The following is a 7,132-nucleotide window of genomic DNA, read 5'->3' as shown; positions in this document are numbered from 1 at the left end:
CAAATCTAATTTAGTTCACTCACTCAACTAGAAATGCCCAAAATCAATTCAAAAATTATCCATGCTTTGCATATTTTAACCTAAAGCTAAATTGCATCGAATATTTGAGTAAATTCATTTCTTTACCTTTATCAACCCTCTAATTGAACTATTTCGATGAGTAACTATCTTAAAATAGGTCTAAGGCTTCTCATAATTGGATTATTTGCAGTCTCAGTAAATACCTTTGCTCAAACTTCAAAAAAAATACGCTTTGATTATACCATTGATTTTGGTATGCCTCAAAATCAAAGCTTCACAGTGGTATTAAGAAGCGAAGGATTCCCCCAAGACACTTTAGATTTTACGATGCCCCAATGGATGCCAGGGTATTATCAAATTATGTCTTATGCCAAACAGGTAAATACCATCGAAGCGAAAGATGCTAAAGGAAAGATTTTGAAGCTTCACAAAAAGGCAGAGAATATTTGGCAATTAATTTTACCCAAAAACACCCCTTTCAGTATCAAGTATTCGGTAACAGCCAAGCGCAACTTTGTGGCAGCAGCTATTGTAGATAGTGCACATGCATACGTAGTTACAACGGCTGCGTTTTTGTATGTGCCCGAGTTTTTACATAGTCCCGTAAAAATTAAAGTAAAAACACCTTGGAAGGATGTAGCTACTGGACTAACACCAGTAATTGGGAAAAAGCATGAATTTATGGCTTCTGATTTTGATATATTGTACGATTGTCCAATCCTTTCAGGAAACCTTGAAGAATTACCTTCTTTTGAAGTTGGAGGTAAAAAGCACCGCTTTGTGGGGTATAAAATGGGACAATTTGATAAAGTACGTTTGATGAGTCAGCTTCAAAAAATTATAGAACAAGCTACTTCACTGGTGGGTGATATTCCTTATCAGGAGTATACTTTTATAGGAATTGGCCCAGGAAACGGCGGTATCGAGCACCTGAATAATACAACAGTAAGTTTTACTGGCGAAAATCTTAGTCAAAGAGAGGTTGAAATAAAGATATTGAATTTTTTAACACACGAATATTTCCATCATTATAATGTAAAACGCATTCGCCCGTTTGAGTTGGGTCCTTTTGATTACAGTCAAATGAACCATACCAATCAGCTTTGGATAAGCGAAGGTCTGACAGTATATTATGAGTATCTTTTGGTAAAAAGAGCTGGACTTATTTCGGAGTCAGAAGTGCTGACCAATCTTTCAAGAAACATCACAAATATTCAGAACAACCCAGGAAGATTGCACCAGTCACTAACTCAAGCTAGTTATGATACTTGGAAAGATGGGCCGTTCGGGACTTCGGGAAAAGATGCTTCAAAGTCTATTTCATATTATGAAAAAGGCCCTCTAGTGGGCTGGATTGTAGATTTAGCCATTAGAAATGCAAGCAATAACCAGAAATCCTTAGATGACGTCATGCGCTATTTGTATCATTATTATTACAAAAAACTCAAACGAGGCTTTACCGATGCAGAGTTCCGACAGGCATGCGAAACAATTGCAGGACAGTCCCTAAGTGCAGAATTTGAGTATATCTACAATACCAAAGAATTGGACTATTCCACGTATTTGGGTTATGCGGGTTTGGAAGTGAGTGTAGACGAAACAACACATAAATGGACTGTTTCGAGAAAAGTTTCTATTACTCCCAAGCAAGAGGCTATTCTAAAAAGCTGGTTAGGAAGCATTTAGTTACAGTACTAAATTTGCCATAAGTTGTGGGTTCTGGACAAATGGTTTTAACCTATTTTATCATAACCACAAATATGATTTTGTCTAAAGCCCACGACCGAATACCCATTGCCCAAGGTGTGTAATTTCAATATTATTTTGGTTGTTAGTTTAATAATCAAATAATTGTACTTCTATAGGAAATCAGTCAATTGATAAGTTTTTGAGCAAAATGAGAGATAAATAGTCTACACTAGTCAACAGGCCAAGAGATTTAAAATGCTTTAATAACTACAGACATACTTTTTTCAGAAGCCCAGCACCAAAAGCTCCAAGCTGTAAGCCAAAAGTTAAATTTTGTTTTGTGTACTAACTTAATTTTGAGTTTTGTCTATTCTTCCTTTTAGCTTAAATTATTTTATAAAACTATTATGAAGTTTTTTATCAGGCCTAGAAATGAGATAAATTGCTGTTAACTTTGTCAAAAAACATAATTTTACTCATTTATCAATCATTCTTCCACAGATGTTTAAAAAACTATTTCTCTTAATTCTACTCTTAGGATTGTTCAATCACACTTCTCATGCACAAAAACGTATAGGTATCTACAGTCTAAGTACTATTTCTTCAAAAAGTGGCCATTTATTCGGCCTAGACTCAGATTACAATGGCCTTTTTAGGGCTATACCCGCCTACTGTGTTGATTATTTTTCAAATAATGCAGACTTTATTACTATTGACCGTAAAAACTTCCAACTCATCGAAAATGAGCGAGAAATCCAAAAATCTGAAAGTTTTATGGATGGTTATGTAGTTGGTCAAGGTAAAAGTGAGGGTGTAGACCTAATATGTCAAAGCGTGTTTGATGTCGATACCTACAGCCTTATCATCAAAATTCTTGATGTAAAGGCCGAAAAAGTACTTTGCTCAAGTGACAAAAAAATGGATAAAAATCTATTTGGCATCAAAGACTTGAAGCAACAGGTCACAGGAATGTTACTTGAAATTAGCTCCAAATGTTTTGAAAACGAAATACCCGTAGTTAGAGTCCTTGAAACTAAAGGTAAAAAAGCAAGAAAAGTCCTAATTGCTGCAGGCTCGAACCTAAGACTTCGTTCTGGATACAAAATCGAAATCTATGAACTAGTGAACGAAAAGATTGGAAATAAAACTATCTCAAGAAAAAATACCATAAGCAGTGGCGAAATCTTGAAGGTCGAAGATGAAAACTTTTCAGTACTAGAAATTTACGAAGGAAATGAAAAACTTTTAGAGCTTTTGAATAATAATACTCCTCTATTTTGTAAACCAACTACAAACTAGATTGCCAACAATCTTATCTTTTTTCTGCTACTTTAAGAATCAGGCAAAATTAAATCTGAGTTACCAGTCCGTTGTATTAGTCGAAAAATTCTACGATTACGTCAGGGATTCTTTTTTTTTAGTTACTGAATAAAGTTGTATTTACTTGTTCAGGACTGAGTCTTGAACTCGTTATTTAGCATTTGAAACTGTTTTTGCAAAATGCATTGTAAAACTCTTAACAAAAAACTTTCCGTTTTCAGGTTATTTAGAAATTAAAAAAAGCTTACCGCTAATTATACATACGCCTGACTACCAGCGCCTTATGTTATCATTTCAAAAGTTATTTTTTTGTAATTGTACACAAAACTCCTAAAAGTTTACTTAAACTCATATTTACCTATTAAATAACATTATCATGAGAATACTTTTTACTTTTTTGCTAACATGCTTTATAATTTCAACTATAACCGCCCAATCAAAATATGATAAGGCAATTCTAATACAGAATACATTAGCCTCTGATCCATATATTTCTACTATCGTCAATACTGTTAATAGCAAGCTTAAACAGAACCCTTCACGACATTTATATTGGTGGGGAGTTGATGACCACAAACTTAGCCTATTAAATTCTTCCGAGGTAATTTCAAAACCCATTGATAAGGTAAAGTATATTGTCTTCAATCTTACTGGGTTTGATCAGACGCCAGTATTACAAATGACTACCGACACAACAGGTAAAACTTTATCCGTTTTTTATACCATAAATCCGTTTTTTCAGTTCAAAACGAAAGATATTGAGGTCAAATCCTCAAAAATACTAGACATATCTAATGTTTCAATTGATACTCGGTTTTCATTAATAGGCACCAAAATCGAAGTAAAAAAATTTGCAGAGGAATTTGGTGCAGACCCCAACAAACTCAAAAAATCAGACCCGAAGCAATATGATAAAATGCTCCAAAAGGTAAATCAAAAGTACAAGCCAATTATCGCTGATAAACTCAAGGAATGGTGCGTATATTTTGGAACAGAAACAGCAAGATCTCTAAACTTTTTTCCTGGCGAATATTCAGACCGTTCTTTCAAAGTAATACCAGACCCTGCAGATAGTGACAAAAAAAGAGTAAAACAAATTTCTTTCAATGGCTCTCTAAAAGACGGAATCCAAAAGAATGAATTTTTCGAACTCTATGAAATTCTTGATTTTGATGCTAAAAAAACAACAAGATATGTTGGTTCCTTCAGTGTGTCGGAAGTGGGTGAAAATCAAAGTACCGCAGAAAAGTTTGGAATTGGTGGAGGTAAAGATATTGCCGAAGTGCTCAAAAGCGGTAACGAAGTATTGTTATTTGATGGAAGAAATAGCGCTTTGAAATATATAAAAGGTATGAACAAAAACCTAACTGAATACAATGTGGGGATTCGGAAGGAGTGTTTGTTTTGTGCAAACGCACTTGAGAAAACCCTCATTTCGATACCTGTCATCAACACGATTGAAAGAAACGCCCCAGAACTTACTTATTTTCAAGAACTAGCAAAATCGGATAATTATTTTGATTTTAATAATGAGGCACTACTGAATAAGCAATTGGGGGTAAAATACCTATTTTATAAAGACGCTGAAAATCTAATGGTTACCGATATAGAAACTGGTAGAATTATTGGCTCAGAAAGTTCATTTTCTAACGTAGATAAAACCATCGCAAAGAATATCTTCTTGGATGTATCTCAAAAAAGTATGGAATTTTTGAAAGTTAAGGAGGCCAATAAGAAGAAAGTTAAGGAAATTTATCTCTACAGTGATTTCGGATTTAGTTATGGCGAAAGAGTTTCCATCTTTATCAAAGAAGAAGAAAAAGTAGGAAATAAAGTTTTGCAACGAAAAGTAGCTATAGCGGAGGGGAAGGTTACTGAAATTATCTCCGACTTTATATGTGAACTTACCATTAAAGAGGGTGAAAAAGAGCTACTTGAAGCCTTGAATGCAAACAAACAAATTAACATAGAATATAAAATCAAATAATATGAAAGTTCAACATCTTCTGCTCATATTGCTACTATGTCAATTGAGCGCATGCGCCCCTAAAACTACCCCAATTAAAAACTCATTCGACTATGTTAGAACTGGAAAAGTAAACGTGATTTCATCTGACAAAGGACTACTTTCTGTAAAATGTGAAGGAATGGCCGAAAATCTAAATAAGGCTATCCTATTTGCCGAAATGAATGCTTTGGAAAATATTCTTTACCGAGGAATCCCTGGCTCTAATCAAGAAGCTCCATTGATACCTGATGAACTTGATGCCTACAAAAAAAATCAACTAGTTTTAGATAACCTTGTTTTTAGAAATGGTTACAAAAATTACATAACAGGCTCAGAAATCATAGAACGACATGATGCCAATGGAATATTTGTTGTTCAAAAGGTGACATTTGATGTTCCAGCTCTAAGAAAATATCTTGAAAACAATAACATTATTAGAAAATTTGGATTATGAAAATTTTAAAATTATTCTACCTCATTGCAACATCTGTTTGTTGCACAGTATCTTACGCCCAAACCAAGGTTGAAGAAAAGCCAAACAACCAGCCAACGATAATGGTGATACCTTTTACTTCGGAGGGTATTAACCTTAGAGATGCTTTTGAAAACAATTCACTAGTTAGGGTGGGTATTACTAAAGTGAAAGAAGCTTTTGATCAACGTGGGGTTAATACTATTGACCTCAGAGCCAAAATTAAACAAGCCGAAGCATCATTGGCTTTACAAAGCGATCAAAAATCATCCATAAAAGATGAGGTAATAAATAATTCTGGCGCAGATATCTACGTAGAGGTAGAATGCAAACCCAACTACTCTTCGTCTGGCAATAGTGTAACCTTGATTATGACTGCCTACGATACGTTTTCGGCGGAATCTTTTGCCAACAAAGTCGCTAATTCACCAAAATTTTACACTACCAACTTTGACAAATTGGTGGAAAAACTAGCAGAAACAGAAGTTCCCAATTTGTTAAATACCATTCAACAAAAGTTTGATGATATTCGTGTCAATGGCCGAACTATTACTGTTCGTGTAGGAATATTAGAAGGCTCGAAATTAAAAATGGGAAAAGAGATTGATAAAGATGGTAATCTGCTGAGTGATGCAATAGAGGATTTTATTCAAGAAAAAAGCTTTAAGAACAAGTATCACGTTCAGGGCTCTACAGATGCCCAAATCAATTTCGATATGGTAAAAGTACCAATGAAAGATGCGGAGGGCAATCCTTTCAGAATTTCAAGGTTTGCCGCTGATTTTAGAAAATTCCTTAGAACAAAAGATTTACAATGCACTCAAGTAATCAACGGAAACAGTATAATTTTTTCGATAAAGTAAAATGAAAATACTTCTCAAAACTATTATCATACTCTTGTGGTGTCAGATATGCCAAGCACAAAAAATTTCGATTCTACCAAGTGGGGAGGTTGATTTAATAGAGTCTCTGCTTAACATCAAACCTGAAAACTTTGGTATCGAAGCTAACAGTAAAATAACCTTAAGTTGTGAAGTTGACCTATCGAAGGTATTCAAAATCGAGGGTTTAACTACCAAGTATGTTGGAAAGAGTAAAATCAACTTTAAAGTAGTAAACAATTATGGTGATTTGGATACTACATTTAGCTATACAATAGAAACAAGCGCACCAAGCAAAAGTGAGGTTTTCAGCAAAACCAAATCCAGTTTTATCAAAGACAAAGTTCTACAAACCAAAATGAATAATGAAATTCATTCATATCTTTTGGCAAAAGCAAATCATAATTGTAAAACTGAACTTGAAGAAGCCAAGCAAAATTTTATCAATAAAGAATGGAAGGAAGCATATCAAAAAGCTTCTGCCCAGCTATTGACTACTTGTAACAAAGATGCCAAAGCCTTAATGACAAAAATCGATATGGCATACGATGAGGAGTTTTGTAATGAAAAACTCACAAAAATTAAAATTATGGCAAACTCTGGTATCGAGTATCGAATGGAAATAGCACTTGAGGAGCTGCTCACCATCCCAAAAAACTCTAAGTGTAAAGAGGAGGCATTGAAAATTTCAAAACAAATCGGAGATTATTTACTAAAAAAAGGAGAAATCAACTCATCCAA

At 34.3% G+C, this 7,132-nt stretch carries 6 protein-coding genes; all 6 read left to right on the top strand.

Annotated elements, in window-relative coordinates; genetic code table 11:
* Window positions 1-156 precede the first annotated feature (156 nt).
* Window positions 157-1,707 (top strand): M61 family peptidase, encoded by a 1,551-nt coding sequence (locus ACOVQ4_RS01200; protein WP_421818844.1) that lies wholly within the window; start codon window positions 157-159, stop codon window positions 1,705-1,707.
* Window positions 1,708-2,211: 504 nt separating this feature from the next.
* On the top strand, window positions 2,212-3,009 hold the full coding sequence (locus ACOVQ4_RS01195) for a hypothetical protein (protein WP_421818843.1): 798 nt from the start codon (window positions 2,212-2,214) through the stop codon (window positions 3,007-3,009).
* 397 nt (window positions 3,010-3,406) lie between these two features.
* Window positions 3,407-5,017 (top strand): hypothetical protein, encoded by a 1,611-nt coding sequence (locus ACOVQ4_RS01190; RefSeq protein WP_421818842.1) that lies wholly within the window; start codon window positions 3,407-3,409, stop codon window positions 5,015-5,017.
* Window position 5,018: 1 nt separating this feature from the next.
* Window positions 5,019-5,492: a hypothetical protein gene (locus ACOVQ4_RS01185; protein ID WP_421818841.1), complete on the top strand. Its 474-nt coding sequence runs from the start codon at window positions 5,019-5,021 to the stop codon at window positions 5,490-5,492.
* Complete coding sequence (locus tag ACOVQ4_RS01180) at window positions 5,489-6,373, top strand: DUF6175 family protein (RefSeq protein WP_421818840.1); 885 nt, start codon at window positions 5,489-5,491, stop codon at window positions 6,371-6,373. The genes ACOVQ4_RS01185 and ACOVQ4_RS01180 overlap by 4 nt, the downstream gene beginning before the upstream one ends.
* Window position 6,374: 1 nt before the next feature.
* Window positions 6,375-7,132, top strand: a 758-nt coding sequence (locus ACOVQ4_RS01175; protein ID WP_421818839.1) for a hypothetical protein, incomplete at its 3' end; no start/stop codon positions are given.

Source organism: Flectobacillus sp., from assembly GCF_049240685.1.
Lineage (GTDB): Bacteria > Bacteroidota > Bacteroidia > Cytophagales > Spirosomataceae > Flectobacillus.
Note: the sequence above shows the minus strand (reverse complement) of the source record. Positions and strands in the feature narration are given on the sequence as shown.